This window comes from Kribbella sp. NPDC050124, assembly GCF_044460355.1.
Lineage (GTDB): Bacteria > Actinomycetota > Actinomycetes > Propionibacteriales > Kribbellaceae > Kribbella.
Window position 1 is genome coordinate 1 of record NZ_JBITJU010000046.1, and the last position, 14,775, is coordinate 14,775.

The window sequence follows — 14,775 nt, forward strand, 5'->3', positions numbered from 1 at the left end:
CGCCTCGGCGACGCCGCCCCCCCCCCCCCCCCGCAGCCGCCCCCCGTGCAGAACTACGTCGACCTCGCGCGCAGCGAGGAGGCGATCCGCGCCGGGTGGGTGACCCTGCTGATCGCCGCCGTCGGGACCGTGCTGCTCAGCGTGCTGGGCCTCGGTTTCGCGCTGCTGGTGAACGGCGCGTCCCGGTTGAACGCGTTCTTCCGGGTCGTGCTGTTCTACCCGCACGTACTGAGCGCTCTCGTGGTCGGCTTCCTCTGGAGCGCCGTCCTCGGGACGTCCGGTGTGGTGAACGGCTGGCTGACGTCCAAGGGCGCCGAGGTGCTGCCGTTCCTGTCGAACCCGAACTGGGCGCTGGCGAGCCTGATCGGCGTACTGGTCTGGGCCGGGTTCGGGGTCAACGTGGTGCTGTACCTGGCCGGGCTGCAGACGGTGTCGCGTGACCTGCTGGAGTCCGCGCGGATCGACGGCGCGTCGGCGCGGCAGACGTTCCTGAACGTCACGTTGCCCGCGCTCGCGCCGGTGGTCACGGTCAACCTGGTGTTGTCCCTGGTGACGCTGCTGAAGACGTACGACCTGGTCGTGTCGCTGACCGGCGGTGGTCCGGCCGGATCCACGCAGACGGCGGCCTACCTGATCCTGTGGGACTCGTTCCACAACAACGCGCTCGGGTTCGGTTCGGCGCAGTCCGTCGTACTGATGATCGTCACCGCGGCACTCGCTCTCACGGTCGCTCGGCTGCGATCACGGGTGGATCAGGGGGTGAAGGCGTGAGCGCGATTCGCATGCCCCGGATCAAGACCAGAGTGGTTCAGCCGAAGCCGATCAAGGTGAAGGGCGCCGGACGGATCGCGTTCCTGGTCGTCACCAGCGTGCTGATGCTGGTGCCGATGTACCTGCTCGTGGTCAGCGCGTTCAAGTCGCAGCAGGACATCCTCAGGCACCCGTTCTCGCTGTCGCCCGACCTGCTGACCACCGAGTACCTGCAGAAGGCCTGGACCAACCCCGACTTCAACATCCTCAAGGGGTACGGCGTCACCGCGCTGTTCGTGGTCCTGGTCAACGTGCTGTCCGTCGCGCTCGCCGGCCCCGTCTCGTACGTGATCGCCCGGCGCAGCGAACGCCGGTACCGGGTGCTCCTGCTGCTGTTCGTGGCCGGCACGTTCATCCCGAGCCAGGTGCTGGTCATCCCGGTCGTCTACACCCTGAAGTTCCTCGGGCTGATGGGGACGATCCCCGGGTTCGTGCTCTTCGAGACCACGCTCACGCTGCCGTTCTCGATCTTCCTGTACGCCGGTTACATCATGACGATCCCGGCCAGCCTGGACGAGGCGGCCGCGGTGGACGGCGCCGGCAAGCACCGGATCTTCTGGTCGATCGTGTTCCCGCTGATGAAGCCGGCGGTGGTGACGATGGTGATCCTGAACACCTTCTCGGTGTGGAACGACTTCGTGAACCCGCAGATCATCCTCGGCCCGGGCAGCGGTCTCTACACCGTGACCACCGGCGTGTACGCGGCGGTCAGCCAGTACTCGACCGACTACACGGTCGTCTTCCCGACACTGCTGCTCGCGGTGGCGCCACTGCTGGTGGTCTTCGTGCTGCTGCAGCGGCACGTGATCAGCGGCCTCACGGCAGGAGCGACCAAGGGATGACGACCATCGTTGCGCAGACCCCGATCGGCAGCCCGCCCGCGTGGGCGATCATGCAGCGCCGCCTGTTCGACGTGATGGACGAGGGCTGGTGGCTGTTCCGCGAACGCTACTGCCTGCCCGACGGCAGCCTCCGGTACGCCGGTCCGGTGCCGAGCCGCGACGGCGCCGACGACTTCTACGAGGCGTTCGTGAACTGGCCGGTGCTCTACCAGCTCGGCGGCGCGGACGACCTGATCGACGTGGCCAAGTGGCACTGGGAAGGTGTCACCCGTCAGCTGACCGACCTCGGGTTCCTGATCGACGAGTTCGAGCGCGGCTACGACTGGTTCCACATCGGCGAGTCGATGATCTTCTTCTACTCTCTGTGCGCCGCCGACCCGGGTGACGAGGTGTTCCGCGAACGCGCGTACCGGTTCGCCGAGCTCTACCTGCCCGGCTCACCTGCGGGCAACTACGACCCGGCGACCCGCACGATCCGCGCCCCGCACAACGGCGGCGGTGGCCCGCGCTGGGGCATCAACGACGAGTGGCGAACGTATGGCGCCGACCTCACCAACATGCGGATCTTCGGGCTGCCACTGCCCGGCGTGCAGGGGATCGAGACCTGGGACGACCTCAAGGACCCGGCCAAGGCCGACCTGATGGGCGCGGAGATGATCCGCCGGCTCGGCGCCGGCGACGTCGCGGTCAACCTCGCCGCGACCACGCTGACCGCGAACGCCTGGCTCTACGACCACAACGACCGGTTCGCGGCCTGGACACTCGAGTACCTCGACTCGTGGCAGGAGCGCGCCGCGGCCAACGGCGGTCTGCTCCCGGACAACGTCGGACCGAGCGGCGAGGTCGGCGAGCTGCACGACGGACGCTGGTACGGCGGCAACTACGGCTGGAACTGGCCGCACGGCGTCTACAGCGTCGGCTCCGCGGCGTGCATCGCGGCGCTGAACGGCGTACTCCTGACTGGCGATTCGCAGCGGCTCGACATCGCGCGGCAGCTGCTGGATCACCTGTACGAGCGCGGCATCACAGCCGCCGTGGACGAGACCGAGCTGAGCATCCGCGACCGCTGGCAGGCCGAGCTCGGTCCGGACTGCGCGGAACCGACACTGCTGATCCCGAACCGGTACGGCGACGACGGCTGGTTCGACTACCAGCCGCCGCAGCTCGGGCTGCCGATGTGGTTGTGGCAGGCGGCCTTCGAGTCCTCCGACCGTCAGCGGCTGCAACAGCTGCGAGAGCGCAGCGGCTACGACTGGCGGACCGTGCGCGACTTCCGGAACAAGGAGGACGCCGGTCACGAGGCGCCCTGGCTCGCCTACCTGGCCGGTGACAACCCCGGCTATCCCGAGGCGATGCTCGGGGTCGCGCTGTCCCAGGTGCAGCGCCGGATGGACCTGATGGCCGTCGACACCGTCGACCCGGCGGAGATGAACATCCACCACTGGCAGCGGCACAACCCGGTCGCGACCGAGGCCCTGCTCCAGCTCACCACCGGTACGCCGCAACTCCTCTACAACGGCGGCCTGCTGCCGTTGCGCGTGCTGTACCTCGACCCAGAGCGCGGCCGTCCCGGTCTCCCGGCGGACGTCGCCGCGCTGGTCGACACGGTCGAGCCGGACCGCACCGGGCTGCAGCTGGTCAACCTGTCGGCGACCCAGACCCGGCGCGTGATCGTCCAGGCCGGCAGCTTCGGCACCGACCGCATCGACGAGGCCGTCGTGACCACGGTGACTTCCGGGACCGGCGGGTATCCCGGCCCGTCCCCGGCGTACACCTCGCCGCCGCCCGCCCCCGGTACCGAGACGGTCGTTGTCGGCGGCAACAGACTCGAGATCACGATGCCGCCGGGCCGGACCATCCGGCTCGACCTGCGGTTGACCCGTAACGCCTATCGCGCCGCACACGTGGCGCTTGACTGAGGAGACATATGAGCATCGAACAAGCCCCCGTGGCCCCTGTCTGGGACCTCCCGGTGCGCGGCGAGAACCCGCCGGCCCTGGATCCCGAGCTGGTGTCGCGGTTGTCCGGGATCGGGTCGGCCACCGCCTGCGCCCGGTTGCACGGACAGGGCATCCGCCGGACCTTCATGGACGGGCCGAGCAGCATGTTCCCCGGCAAGAAGGTCGTCGGCCGCGCGCTCACGCTGCAGTTCATGCCGCAGCGCGAGGACATCGCGGACGGCCAGACGCAGGAATACATCGAGCGCAGCACGGCGCTGTGGGCCGTGCTCGACGAGGTCCAGCCCGGCGACGTGCTCGTGGTCCAGGCCTACGGCAGCCACACCACCGGCTGCTTCGGCGACATGCTGGTCCGCTACTTCAAGCTCCGCGGCGGCGCCGGAATCGTGGTGGACGGCCGGATCCGCGACGTGCCGCGGGTATCCGAGCTCGACGTCCCGATCTGGTCCACCGGAGCCACCCCGCACTACGCGTCCCAGTCCGAGCTCTTCCCCTGGGCCTACAACGTCCCGGTCGCGGTCGGCGGTGTGCTCACGCTGCCCGGTGACCTGGTCGTCGCCGACGACGACGGCGCTGTCGTCGTCCCGCGGCGGCGCGCGGAGGCCGTCGTCCAAGCCGCTGCCGAGCACGACGCCTGGGAGAAGTTCAGCCGTCGACGGATCGACGAAGGCGCACCCCTGCGCGACTACTACCCCCTCACCGAGAAGACCCGCCTCGAGTACGAGCGCTGGCGCGACCAGAACGGTCACGGCGCCGGCGACTGATCCCTGAGAGGACACCGCCCACCATGTCCCAACCCACAACCAGGCGTACGACGCTGAGCGTCGGCGCCGGGGTGGTCGCTGCTGCCCTGGTGGCAGTCGCGGCCGTCCAGCTGAACACCCAACCCGCCGGCGCGGCCAACTGCGAGACGTTCTACGTGGCGCCCGACGGCAACGACCAGGCCAAGGGCACCGAGAAGAGCCCGTGGCAGACGATCACCCGGGCCCGCGACGAGATCCGGGCCAAGCAGCTCAACGACCGGATGGGCTGCGACATCACCGTCAACCTGAAGGCCGGCGAGTACCCGGTGACGTCCACGATCGGGTTCGACCAGCGCGACTCCGGCAAGAACGGGCACCGCGTGGTCTACCGCAGCGTGGACGGTCCCGGGAAGGCGACCCTGTCCGGAGCCGAGGAGATCACCGGCTGGACGCCGTACCAGAACGGCATCTACAAGGCGAAGGTCGACCCGGCGAAGCCGTTCTACACGCTGTTCGAGGACGGCAAGCGCGCCACGAACGCCCGGTACCCGAACCGTGGCACCGAGGACACCTGGTCGCCGTATCTGACGTCCATCCTCTACGAGGAGGACAAGATGGACGTCCGGAACTGGATGTGGGGCACACCTGGTGACTGGGACCCCACTTGGGACCTGAGCCAGGCCTCGGTGACGATCTGGTCCGGCGGCTCCTGGTCGTGGTTCACCGACACGATCCCGTTGCTGGACACCAACTTCAAGAAGACCCAGACGACGCTGAAGCACTGGACCCGCTACGCGATGGTCAACAGCCGCGGCGGCTCCCGGTACTTCTTCCACAATTCGCTCAGCTTCCTGGACCAGCCGGGGGAGTACTACCTCGACTACAAGGCCGGCGAGGTCTACTACAAGCCGCGGTCCGGCTCGATGGACAACGTGCGGGTGCTGCGGCCGACCGTGAAGACGGTCCTGGACCTGGCCGGCGCGTCGCCGCAGGACCGGCTGCACGACGTGACGTTCGACGGGCTCGGGGTGCAGTACTCCGACTTCGTGACCTGGTACCGCAACGGGTGGGTGTCCAGTGGTGACGCCGGCGTCGAGCACAAGTACCCGGAGTACGACCGGCAGATCGAGATGCCGCGGAACCGGTTCGGCGCGATCAGACTGACCAACACCAGCAACATCGACCTGACCCGGCTGCGGCTGTCCGACACCGGCTTCACCGGGATCTACCTGCTGTTCGCCAACGACCACACCCGGATCACCGACAGCCTGCTGGAGAACATCGGCGCCGACGGCATCAAGGTGGAAGGCGGCTGGCCGGGTGAAGGGGACCTGAGCAACCACCACACGATCTCCAACGTCTTCATCGACCACATCGGCGAGCTGGTGCCGGGTGACGCGGCCGGGATCGAGCTGATGGACACCGGCAACAACACCATCTCCAACATCGTCGTGAAGCACTCCGCGCGCTACGGCATCAGCCTGGAGTCGCGACCCGAGGTGAAGGACGGCGAGCAGTACGCGTCCGGCAACTCGTTCAAGTACATCCGGCTCGAGGAGACCGGCCTGGACTCCGGTGACATGGGCGCGTTCTACACCTACGGCATCGACAACCAGGAGCCGCACCCGGTGCAGAACACCGTCGAGCAGCTCGTCGTGGGCGACGTGATCCCCGACCCGTCGATGCCGGACGCCGGCGGTACCCGCGGGGTGCACATGGACGCGGGCGGTTGTGGGTTCAGCTTTGCGAACATCGAGGTCGGCAAGGTCTCCGACGACAAGTACCAGTCGTACAAGTGCAACGAGGTGACCAACGCCAACTGGGCGGAGGGTTTCGACGCCACGAAGATGGAGTACGACAAGATCGGCGTGCTGCCCACCTTCCCGTACGACGTGGCGGGGCGGTGACCTCGATGCGCGTACTAGGCGGATTGGTCATCGGAGTAGCCCTCGGAGTGGTCGGAGCCGGTACGGCGTTCAGCGCCCGCCCGGCCGAGCAGACCGCGGGATGCCAGTCGTTCTGGGTCTCGCTGGACGGCGAGGACGCGGCGCCGGGGACGAAGTCGAAGCCCTGGCGGACGATCGAGCACGCCCGGGACACCATCCGGGCGCGGAACCTGAACCGGCACCTGTCGTGTGACCTCGTGGTCAACGTGACGGCCGGCACCTACCAGGTCGACAAGACGATCGAGTTCGACGACCGCGACTCCGGGTCGAACGGGCACAAGGTCGTCTACCGGAGCGCCGACGGGCCGGGCAAGGCCGTGCTCGAGGCAGCGCGGGAGGTCACCGGCTGGACGCCGTACAAGGACGGCATCTTCAAGGCGAAGGTGGACATCGACCAGCCGTTCTACACGCTGTACGTCGACGGCGAACGCGCCACCACGGCGCGGTACCCGAACCGGCGGTCCGACGAGGAGTGGGCGCCGTACCTGGAGTCGGTGCTGATCGAGCCGGAGAAGGAGGCGGTCCGGGACCAGGTCGGATACACCGACGGCGACTGGAACGAGACCTGGAACCTGAACAGCTACACCGACTGGCCGGCCCAGCTGATGATCTGGTCGGGCGGATCCTGGAGCTGGTTCACCGACACGGTCCCGATCAAGAACGCGGACTGGAAGGACAACAAGGTCATCCTGGACTACTGGACCCGGTACGCGATGATCAACTCCCGGGCCGGGTCGCGGTACTTCGTCCAGAACTCGCTGGACCTGCTCGACGCCGAGGACGAGTACTACCTCGACTGGGCCACCAAGGAGCTGTACTACAAGCCGCGCGGCGGCACGATGGACGGCAAGCGGGTACTGCGTCCGACGCAGACGCAGGTGCTGTCGCTGGCGGGTGCCACCCCGACGCGCCGGCTGCAGGACGTCGCGTTCGACGGACTCGGGATCGCGTCCACCGACTTCATGCAGTGGTACCGCTCGGGCTGGATCAGCGCAGGTGACTCGGGGCAGAAGCACAAGTACAAGGAGTACGACCGGCAGATCGAGATGACCCGGAACCGGTTCGGTGCCGTGACGTTGACGAACACTCGCAACGTCGACCTGACCGGGCTGCACCTGCGCGACACCGGCTACCACGGTGTCTACCTGCTGTCGGCCAACGACCACGTTCGCGTGGCCGACAGTCTGCTGGAGAACATCGGCGCCGACGGCATCAAGGTCGAGGGCCCGTACCCGGGTGAGGGCAACGTCGCGCACCACAACACGTTCACCAACCTCTACATCGACCATGTCGGCGAACTGGTGCCGGGCGACGCGGCCGGAATCGAGCTCCTGGGGACCGGCGACAACGAGGTCTCGCACGTCGTCGTCAAGCACAGTGCGCGCTACGGGATCAGCCTGGAGTCGAGGCCTGAGGTGAAGGACGGCGAGCAGTACGCCACCGGCAACAGCTTCAAGTACATCCGCTTGGAGGAGACCGGTCTGGACAGCGGTGACATGGGTGCCTTCTACACCTACGGCATCGACAACCAGGAGCCACATCCGGTCCAGAACACGGTCGAGCAGGTGGTGATCACCGACGTGATCCCGGACGCCTCGATGCCGGACAGCGGCACCCGCGGCGTGCACATGGACGCCGGCGGCTGTGGGTTCAGCTTCGCGAACATCGAGGTGGGCCAGGTGACCGACGACAAGTACCAGTCGTACAAGTGCAACCAGGTGACCAACGCCAACTGGGCGGAGGGTTTCGACGCCACGAAGATGGAGTACGACAAGATCGGCGTGCTGCCCAGCTTCCCGTACGACGTGGAAGGGCGGTGACGGGATGTCGACGCGATCGGGACTGATCATCGGCCTCGCGGTCGGACTCGTGGTGCCCGCCGCCTTCGTCGGGGTGTCGGCGCTCGGCGCCGACGCCACACCGGCCGCCGGTGAGAACGGCTGCCCGTCGTTCTGGGTGTCTCCGTCGGGCAGTGATGCTGCTCCGGGGACGGAAAGCAAGCCGTGGAAGACGGTTGAGCATGCTCGTGACACCCTTCGGATCCGGCAGCTCACCTGCGCCCCGGTGGTGAACCTGAAGGCCGGGACCTACCGGGTGGACAAGACGATCAGCTTCGACGACCGGGATTCCGGGGTGACCTACCGGAGTGTGGACGGACCGGGGAAGGCGGTGTTCGAAGGAGCCGCGGAGGTGACCGGCTGGACGCCGTACCGGGACGGGATCTTCAAGGCGCCGGTCGACGTGGACAAGCCGTTCTACACGCTCTACGCCGAAGGCACCCGGGCGACCACCGCGCGGTACCCGAACCGGCGGTCGGACGACGAGTGGGCGCCGTACCTGCGGTCGATCCTGTTCGACCCGACCAAGGAGGCGGTGCGCGACCAGATCGGGTTCAACACCGGTGACTGGGATCCAGCGTGGGATCTGCGGCTCGGTACGACGTGGCCGGCGCAGGTGACGGTCTGGTCGGGTGGGTCCTGGTCGTGGTTCACCGACACGGTGCCGTTGCTGGACATCAACCACACCAAGCGGCGGACCACGCTGATCTACCCGGCGCGGTACGGGTTCATCAACTCCGGCGGCGGCTCGCGGTACTTCGTGCAGAACTCGCTCAGCCTGCTCGACCAGGCGGGGGAGTACTACCTGGACTACCCGGCGAAGACGCTGTACTACAAGCCGCGCGGCGGCACGATGGACGGCGTCAAGGTGATGCGGCCGACGGTCACGCAGGTGTTCTCGATCGCGGGAGCGTCGACGAGCCGGCGGGTGGAGAACCTGACGCTCGACGGCCTGGCCATCCAGAACACCGACTTCATGGACTGGTACCGGTACGGCTGGAACGGCACCGGCGACTCCGGGTTCCGGCACAAGTACCCGAAGTACGACACCCAGATCGAGCTGCCACGGAACCGGTGGGGCGCGATCACGCTGACCAACACGCGCGGTTTGAAGTTGACCCGCCTACATATGCAGCGGACCGGGTTCACCGCGATCGAGTTGTTGTTCGCCAACGAGAAGACAACCGTCTCGGACAGTCTGCTCGAGCATCTCGGCAACGACGGCATCAAGGTGGAGGGCGGCTGGCCGGGTGAGGGTGACCTTGCCCATAGCAACGTCTTCACCAACAACTACATCCACCACGTCGGCGAGCTCGTCCCGGGTGACTCGGCCGGTGTCGAGATCATGAACAGCGGCCGCAACGAGATCAGCCACACCGTCGTCGAGCACGGCGCCCGGTACGGCATCAGCATCGAGTCGCGGCCCGAGATCCCGAACGCCGACAACTACACCAGCGGCAACACGGTCAAGTTCGTCCGGCTGTCACACCTGGCCAAGGACAGCGGTGACACCGGTCCGTTCTACGCGTACGGCGTCCGCAACCAGCCGCCGTACACCCCGGACGCGGCCGTGTCGCAGCTGATCATCGACGACGCCAACGCCGACCCGTCGATGCCGGACAGCAAGCCGTACGGCGTGCACATGGACTTCGGCGGGTGTGGGTTCGCGTTCTCCGACGTGAAGGTGACGAACACCGAGAGCGACCCGTACCACGGGCCGTCCGCGGGTCCGTGCGACACCTTCGAGAACGTCAGCTGGGAGGACGGGTTCGACGACTCCCGGATGCAGTACGACCAGATCGGCGTACTGCCCTCCTTCCCCTACCAGAAGCCCTGAGGTCAATGGACACGCAACGATTTGCGGGCAAGGTCGCGCTGATCACCGGAGGAGCCTCCGGGATCGGCGCGGCCACGGCCCACCGGATCGCCGCCGAGGGCGGCACGGTCGTGGTCTGCGACCGCGACGGTACGGCGGCCGTCGAGCTGGGCAAGTCGCTCGGCGGCACCGGCATCGAGCTGGACGTCACCGATCTGGAGCGCACACTGGAAGTGGTCGCCTCGCTCGACGCCGTCCACGTGCTGGTCAGCGCGGCCGGAGTCGACGTGTGCGATACCGTGCCGAACACCAGTCCCGACGAGTGGCGGACCATCCTCGACGTCGACCTGACCGGCGTCTACAACTCCTGCCGGGCGGTGCTTCCCCGCTTCATTGCTCAGGGCAATGGCGCGGTCGTCACGATCTCCTCGGCGATCGGTACGGTCGGGGAGCGCAACCGGTCGGCGTACTGCGCGGCGAAGGCCGGCGTCGAGAATCTGACCCGCGCGATGGCCCTCGACCACGGTCGCGACGACGTCCGGGCGAACTGCGTTGCGCCGGGCCTGATCGACACCCCGCTGATCCGCAACGGCAAGGTCGGCGGCGAGGACGATCCGGGCGCGATGCAGGCGATGGTCGACCGGCATCACGCTCTCGGCCGGATCGGTCAGCCGGCCGAGGTGGCCGCCGCGATCGCGTTCCTGGCCAGCGACGACGCGTCGTTCATCACGGGCGCGGTACTGCCGGTCGACGCCGGGTGGACGGCCCAATGAGCATCCTGTCCGGGTACCGCGTGCTCGACCTCTCGGTCGCGATGGCGGGCCCGCTGGCCGCGATGCGGCTCGGCGATCTCGGCGCGGACGTGGTCAAGGTCGAGCCGGTCACCGGCGAGTGGCAGCGGCACACGGCCGCGGGTGGTGCCGTCGGCAACGAGGTGAACGCGTCGTTCCTGTCCCTCAACCGGAACAAACGCAGCCTGGCCGTCGACCTCAAGTCCGACGGAGGCCGTGAGCTGCTCTACGACCTCGTGCGTACCGCCGACGTCTTCCTGCAGAACTACCGACCGGGCGTCGCCGCCCGGCTCGGCGTGGACTACGAGACGCTGCGCGCGCTGAAACGCGACCTGGTGTACGTCTCGGTGTCCGGGTACGGCGAGACCGGTCCGTACGCGTTGTGGCCCGGTCAGGACCTGCTCGTGCAGGCGATGAGCGGTGCGTTGTTCAGCTCTGGTCGACCAGGTGAGCCGCCGGTGGCAGCGCCGTACTTCCTGGCTGATGCGGTCACCGCCTACAGCTCGTTCGAGGGTGTGCTCGCGGCGCTTCTGCATCGCGAGCGCACCGGCGAAGGCCAGCTTGTCCAGGTGAACATGCTGGACGCGGTGATCGCGATGCAGATGCAGGAACTGTCGGTCCACACGGTCGGCGGTGTCCCACAAACGCGCTCGGAAGAGGTGCACGCGCACAGCTACATCCGTGCGCCTTATGGCATCTTCAGCACCGCCGACGGCTACATCTCGCTCGCCTTTGCCGAGCTGTCAGTGCTGGCTGAGGTGCTGGATGCGCCGTCGCTGGGTGAGCTGGACGCGGAGCGGGACGGTTTCGTCCGCCGGGACGAGATCTCCGCGGCAGTCTCTGCGGCGCTTCGGACCGAGTCGACGGATTACTGGCTGACGAAGCTGCGAGAGCGCGGCATCTGGTGCGGACCGGTCTACTCGTACGCCGACCTCCAGGCGGATCCGCAGGTGCTGCACAACGAGTCGTTCGTGACCTACGAGCACCCGACCGAGGGGACCGTGACGACGCCCGGCTTCCCGTACCGCTTCAGCGAGACACCGGCAGTGGTACGGCGACCCGCGCCGCTGACCGGTGAACACAGCGACGAATTGCTGTCCGAGCTCGGTGTGTCCACCGAACGCCGTGAGGAACTGGTACGGCGTGGCGTGGTGGTGTCGCGGTGACAGTCCAGTTGCGCGGGCTGACCTGGGACCATCCGCGCGGATATCGACCGCTGGAGGCCTTCGAGACGGCCGGCGTCCACGTGGTGTGGGACCGGCAGCCGCTGTCCGGCTTCGAGTCCACGCCGCTGTCGGAGCTGGCCGAGCGCTACGACCTGCTGGTTGTGGATCATCCGGGCCTTGGTGCGGCAATCGAGGCTGGGGCGATCCTGCCCGTGGAGGATGTGTTCGCGGCGCGCGATCTCAAGGTGTGGCGGGAACGCGCGGTGGAGCCGACGTGGGACAGCTATCGGCTGCACGGTCACGGCTGGGCGTTGCCGCTGGATGCGGCCACGCAGACCTGCCTCTACCGTCCTGACCTTCTCGACGTCCCTCCTGCGTCCTGGTCCGACGTCCTGGACCTGTCTGGCGTCGTGCTGTGCGTCGCTGGACCACATGCGGGCCTGATGCTCCTCGGTCTGGCAGGCGATCGGACGGGTGCCGGTCTGCTCGATCCGGCGCGTGCGGTTGAGGCTGTGGAGTTGCTGCGGGCTGTGTGGCGCCGGTCGGACCAGAGTGCTGCCGAGCTCGACCCGATCGGGATCCACGAGCTGCTTGCCGCCAGCAATGAGCTGGTGTGCTGCCCGCTGGTCTACAGCTATGCGTACTACGGCGTTGACTCGGCGGACCGCATGCCGTTGGCCTGGTCGGCGGCTCCACGGATGCGTCCGGCGGACCGGTTGGGCAACGGCACGCTCGGCGGCACTGGTCTGGCGGTGACTCCGCACGCCTACACCCGCGTTCTGGCCGTGACGAAGTACGTGCGTGCCTTGCTGGATGTCGGCGTACAGCTCGACATCGTGTCCACGGTGGGTGGGCAGTCGGCGACCGCAGCCGTATGGGCGTCCGACGTGGTGGACAAGGCGTGGAACGGGCACTACTCAGCCACGCTCGGCACGCTGACGACGTCGTACGTGCGGCCGCGGTTCGACGGTTGGATCGCCTTCCAGGACGAGCTGTCGTCGCGAGTGCGCGAACTGCTGGGCAACGAGGTCGACGTGGCGACGGCCGTCGACCGGATCGAGGACGACTACCGGAGGGCGAGCGATGGATGACGGCCGGATCCGTTTCGACACCGACGGCGGAGTCGGGCTGCTGACCCTCGACCGCCCGGCCAAGTTGAACGCGGCCACCAGCGCGATGAGTACCGAGCTGCTCGAGCTGATCCCGCGGATCGACGAGGACCCGTCCATCCGCGCGGTCGTGGTGACCGGCGCCGGCGACCGGGCATTCTCGGTCGGCAGCGACATCGGCGAGCTCGACCGCTACGACGGCCCGTGGCACTTCCGCAATCGCCGTGACTACTGCGACGCCCTCCGCAGCCTGCGGACGCCGGTGATCGCCGCGATCAACGGCTACGCGTACGGCGGTGGGCTTGAGCTCGCGCTGTCGTGTGACATCCGGCTCGCCGCCTCGACGGCCAGCTTTGCCGCGGCGGAGATCAAGCTGGGGTGGATCGGCGGCGGTGGAGTGACCGCGCTGCTCGCCGCGAGTGTGGCGGCGAGTGACGTGGCGACGATGCTGCTGACCGGCGATCCGATCGACGCCGTGGAGGCGCTGCGGATCGGCCTGGTCAGCCGAATGCTGCCCGCGGACGAGTTGTTGCCTGCGGCTACCGAGCTGGCGCACCGGATCGCCGAGCGGCCGCCGATCGCGGCCCAGGCAGCCAAGGCCAACCTGCGGGCCGCCCTGTCGATGGGCCTCGAGCCGGCCATCCAGTACGAGCGGGAGCTGCAGGCGGTGGCTCTCGGAACCCGCGACGCTGCCGAAGGCCGGGCGGCCTTCGCGGAGCGTCGTACCGGAATCTTCGAAGGACGGTGAGCGATGCCGACCCAGATCGCCCCAGGGATCCATCAGCTGGCGACGGACTACCCGCACGTCTGCGGGCTGCCGTTGTGGTTGCACGTCATCGACGCGGGCTCGGAGCTCGTGCTGCTGGACGCCGGGATCGCGTCCACGCCTGAGGCCGCGACCGCCCCGGAGCTGGCGGCGCTCGGACTCGGGCTGGGCGATCTGACGCTCGTGGTCAACAGTCACGCGCATCCGGATCACATGGGCGGGAACGCCGTACTGAAGAAGCACAGTGGCACACGGTTCGCCGCGCCGGCGTTGGAGGCCGGGTGGCTGGAGGACAACGATCGGCTGCTGACCGAATTGTGGGGAACTGATCCGGCCGCTCTCGAGCTGTCGGAGGGGGAGCGGACCGAGATTCTCGGCATACTCGACGACCGGGTCCGGGTGGACATCCTGCTGCGCGACGGCGACCTTCTTCCGGCCGATCGGCGTTTACAGGTAGTCACGACCAGCGGGCACAGCCCGGGGCATATCGCCGTCCTCGACGAGCCCAGCCGGACCCTGTTCACCTTCGACGACGTCCAGGGTCGGGGCCGGCCGTTCCTGGACAGCCAGACCTGGCTGGCTCCGCTGTACACCGACGTGAACCACTACCGCGACGGCCTGAATCGCCTGCTGGAGCTGGACTTCGACGTTCTCGTGCCCTCGCATGGCGACCCGCTCGACGCGGCCGCCGGACGGCGCCGGATCGTCGAGAGCATCGAGTGGGTCAGCGACGTCGACAGCTTCACCCGGCAGCTTCTCCGGACCCGCGGATCGCTCACGGTCCGTGAGCTTGCGGGTGAGCTCGGTACTCAGTTGGGCGACTTCGGCGGGCTCTGCCTGCAGACCGTCCAGATGGCCCGAGCCCACCTCGAACTGCTGGCCTGTGAGCGCCTCGCCGAGCCCCGCTGGCACCTCAGCTGACTGAAAAGAACCACCGCGTGACCTAGCGCAACCCGCCGAGACACGATATCAACGTTGTAATGGTAAGCG

12 protein-coding genes are annotated in these 14,775 nt (G+C 67.9%); all 12 read left to right on the forward strand.

Annotation, left to right across the window (positions count from 1 at the left end; all coding sequences use genetic code 11):
• Nucleotides 1–45 precede the first annotated feature (45 nt).
• Genes ACIBL3_RS45780 through ACIBL3_RS45835 form a run of 12 tightly spaced genes read left to right on the forward strand, consistent with a single transcriptional unit; the run spans nucleotide 46 to nucleotide 14,706 of the window.
• Nucleotides 46–771, forward strand: a complete 726-nt coding sequence (locus tag ACIBL3_RS45780) for a carbohydrate ABC transporter permease (RefSeq protein WP_396360333.1) — start codon at nucleotides 46–48, stop codon at nucleotides 769–771.
• On the forward strand, nucleotides 768–1,652 hold the full coding sequence (locus ACIBL3_RS45785; protein ID WP_396360334.1) for a carbohydrate ABC transporter permease: 885 nt from the start codon (nucleotides 768–770) through the stop codon (nucleotides 1,650–1,652). Before ACIBL3_RS45780 ends, ACIBL3_RS45785 begins: the two co-directional genes overlap by 4 nt.
• The gene (locus ACIBL3_RS45790; RefSeq protein ID WP_396360335.1) at nucleotides 1,649–3,571 is read left to right on the forward strand and encodes a hypothetical protein; all 1,923 of its coding nucleotides are present in this window, start codon (nucleotides 1,649–1,651) and stop codon (nucleotides 3,569–3,571) included. Before ACIBL3_RS45785 ends, ACIBL3_RS45790 begins: the two co-directional genes overlap by 4 nt.
• Before the next feature lie 8 nt (nucleotides 3,572–3,579).
• Nucleotides 3,580–4,374 carry a hypothetical protein gene (locus tag ACIBL3_RS45795; protein ID WP_396360336.1) on the forward strand — a complete coding sequence of 265 codons (795 nt, stop codon included), beginning with the start codon at nucleotides 3,580–3,582 and terminating at the stop codon, nucleotides 4,372–4,374.
• Between the two features lie 23 nt (nucleotides 4,375–4,397).
• Nucleotides 4,398–6,260: a right-handed parallel beta-helix repeat-containing protein gene (locus ACIBL3_RS45800; protein WP_396360337.1), complete on the forward strand. Its 1,863-nt coding sequence runs from the start codon at nucleotides 4,398–4,400 to the stop codon at nucleotides 6,258–6,260.
• Nucleotides 6,261–6,265: 5 nt separating this feature from the next.
• Nucleotides 6,266–8,119, forward strand: a complete 1,854-nt coding sequence (locus ACIBL3_RS45805; protein WP_396360338.1) for a right-handed parallel beta-helix repeat-containing protein — start codon at nucleotides 6,266–6,268, stop codon at nucleotides 8,117–8,119.
• 4 nt (nucleotides 8,120–8,123) lie between these two features.
• A complete protein-coding gene (locus tag ACIBL3_RS45810; RefSeq protein ID WP_396360339.1) occupies nucleotides 8,124–9,974 on the forward strand; it encodes a right-handed parallel beta-helix repeat-containing protein in 1,851 nt (616 codons plus the stop codon).
• Between the two features lie 5 nt (nucleotides 9,975–9,979).
• Entirely contained in the window at nucleotides 9,980–10,726 is a 747-nt protein-coding gene (locus tag ACIBL3_RS45815; protein ID WP_396360340.1) for an SDR family NAD(P)-dependent oxidoreductase, read from the forward strand.
• Nucleotides 10,723–11,910 carry a CaiB/BaiF CoA transferase family protein gene (locus tag ACIBL3_RS45820; protein ID WP_396360341.1) on the forward strand — a complete coding sequence of 396 codons (1,188 nt, stop codon included), beginning with the start codon at nucleotides 10,723–10,725 and terminating at the stop codon, nucleotides 11,908–11,910. The genes ACIBL3_RS45815 and ACIBL3_RS45820 overlap by 4 nt, the downstream gene beginning before the upstream one ends.
• On the forward strand, nucleotides 11,907–13,001 hold the full coding sequence (locus ACIBL3_RS45825; RefSeq protein ID WP_396360342.1) for a hypothetical protein: 1,095 nt from the start codon (nucleotides 11,907–11,909) through the stop codon (nucleotides 12,999–13,001). Before ACIBL3_RS45820 ends, ACIBL3_RS45825 begins: the two co-directional genes overlap by 4 nt.
• Nucleotides 12,994–13,767 (forward strand): enoyl-CoA hydratase/isomerase family protein, encoded by a 774-nt coding sequence (locus ACIBL3_RS45830; RefSeq protein WP_396360343.1) that lies wholly within the window; start codon nucleotides 12,994–12,996, stop codon nucleotides 13,765–13,767. The genes ACIBL3_RS45825 and ACIBL3_RS45830 overlap by 8 nt, the downstream gene beginning before the upstream one ends.
• A gap of 3 nt (nucleotides 13,768–13,770) precedes the next feature.
• On the forward strand, nucleotides 13,771–14,706 hold the full coding sequence (locus ACIBL3_RS45835) for an MBL fold metallo-hydrolase (protein WP_396360344.1): 936 nt from the start codon (nucleotides 13,771–13,773) through the stop codon (nucleotides 14,704–14,706).
• The last annotated feature ends 69 nt before the right edge of the window (nucleotides 14,707–14,775 follow it).

What these genes read in the sequence shown, in the direction of transcription:
- ACIBL3_RS45790 (WP_396360335.1), top strand. Translation starts at nt 1,649, where the DNA reads ATGACGACCATCGTTGCGCAGACCCCGATCGGCAGCCCGCCCGCGTGG.
- ACIBL3_RS45795 (WP_396360336.1), top strand. Translation starts at nt 3,580, where the DNA reads ATGAGCATCGAACAAGCCCCCGTGGCCCCTGTCTGGGACCTCCCGGTG.
- ACIBL3_RS45800 (WP_396360337.1), top strand. Translation starts at nt 4,398, where the DNA reads ATGTCCCAACCCACAACCAGGCGTACGACGCTGAGCGTCGGCGCCGGG.
- ACIBL3_RS45805 (WP_396360338.1), top strand. Translation starts at nt 6,266, where the DNA reads ATGCGCGTACTAGGCGGATTGGTCATCGGAGTAGCCCTCGGAGTGGTC.
- ACIBL3_RS45810 (WP_396360339.1), top strand. Translation starts at nt 8,124, where the DNA reads ATGTCGACGCGATCGGGACTGATCATCGGCCTCGCGGTCGGACTCGTG.
- ACIBL3_RS45815 (WP_396360340.1), top strand. Translation starts at nt 9,980, where the DNA reads ATGGACACGCAACGATTTGCGGGCAAGGTCGCGCTGATCACCGGAGGA.
- ACIBL3_RS45820 (WP_396360341.1), top strand. Translation starts at nt 10,723, where the DNA reads ATGAGCATCCTGTCCGGGTACCGCGTGCTCGACCTCTCGGTCGCGATG.
- ACIBL3_RS45830 (WP_396360343.1), top strand. Translation starts at nt 12,994, where the DNA reads ATGGATGACGGCCGGATCCGTTTCGACACCGACGGCGGAGTCGGGCTG.
- ACIBL3_RS45835 (WP_396360344.1), top strand. Translation starts at nt 13,771, where the DNA reads ATGCCGACCCAGATCGCCCCAGGGATCCATCAGCTGGCGACGGACTAC.